The following is a 1,084-nucleotide window of genomic DNA, read 5'->3' as shown; positions in this document are numbered from 1 at the left end:
GACCCAGCCCAGGCTGATCCGAGCGACCGCCCAGACGTAGTCGACCGGCCGCTTGACGACCTGTGCGGGGGCGGCGTCCATGACCGGCCCGGTGTGAACGTCGTGTCCGTGAGTGGTGGCCATGACGGCTCCCCTTTCCGTGTAGTTCCGTAGTGTTCCGCGGTCTTTGCGATGTCCTCATCACACCGCTTCTCCAAGCCCGGCCACAGTGCCGTACGAACCGCACCCGCGGGACTTTCGGCCTTTTCGCGATCGGCGCACGTCCCTCCCACGGCGGCCGGCGTGACACGCGGGGTCCTTGGTCCCTACCGGCACGCGTCAAAAGGGGACTAACGTGCGGAGCATGATTCGCGTTTTCCTGGTGGACGACCACGAGGTGGTACGGCGCGGTGTCGCCGCGCTACTCGGCTCCGAGGACGACATCGAGGTGATCGGCGAGGCCGGCACCGCCGAGTCGGCCATCGCCCGCATCCCCGCCCTCAAGCCCGACGTCGCCGTGCTCGACGTCCGCCTGCCCGACGGCAACGGAGTCGACGTGTGCCGTGAGGTCCGCTCCCAGTTGCCCGGCCTGGCGTGCCTGATGCTGACCTCCTACGCCGACGACGACGCGTTGTTCGACGCGGTCATGGCCGGGGCCTCGGGGTATGTGCTCAAGCAGATCCACGGCTCGGACCTGGTGGGAGCGGTCCGTACGGTCGCCGCCGGGCAGTCGCTGCTGGATCCGCAGACCACGGCCTCGATGCTGGCGCGCCTGCGCGACCAGGCGGCGAGAAAGGACCCGCTGGCCGCCCTGTCGGATCAGGAGCGGCAGATCCTGGAGCTGATCGGCGAGGGCCTGACCAACCGGCAGATCGGCGAGCGGATGTTCCTGGCCGAGAAGACGGTCAAGAACTACGTCTCCACCCTGCTGAGCAAGCTCGACATGCAGCGGCGCACCCAGGTCGCGGCCATGGCGGCCCGCCTGAGGGCAGATCGGCGGTGATGCGGGGGACTTTGGTCCCTAACGTCGTCGCGGGGCGGACGGGCAGCCTGGAGGGTATGAAGCTCGACTCGGCAGGTCTGCAGATCCTCTCGCGCCAGGAGT

The 1,084-nt window shown here is 68.6% G+C and carries 1 protein-coding gene; it reads left to right on the top strand.

Annotation, left to right across the window (positions count from 1 at the left end; all coding sequences use genetic code 11):
* The first annotated feature begins 343 nt into the window (after positions 1–343).
* Entirely contained in the window at positions 344–982 is a 639-nt protein-coding gene (locus ACTOQ1_RS42825) for a response regulator transcription factor (protein ID WP_440074340.1), read from the top strand.
* The last annotated feature ends 102 nt before the right edge of the window (positions 983–1,084 follow it).

It is taken from the genome of Streptosporangium sp. OZ121, from assembly GCF_051918885.1.
Classification (GTDB): domain Bacteria; phylum Actinomycetota; class Actinomycetes; order Streptosporangiales; family Streptosporangiaceae; genus Streptosporangium.
Note: the sequence above shows the minus strand (reverse complement) of the source record. Positions and strands in the feature narration are given on the sequence as shown.

Excerpts from the sequence above, each read along its gene's own strand:
- ACTOQ1_RS42825 (WP_440074340.1), top strand. The coding sequence starts at position 344 with ATGATTCGCGTTTTCCTGGTGGACGACCACGAGGTGGTACGGCGCGGT.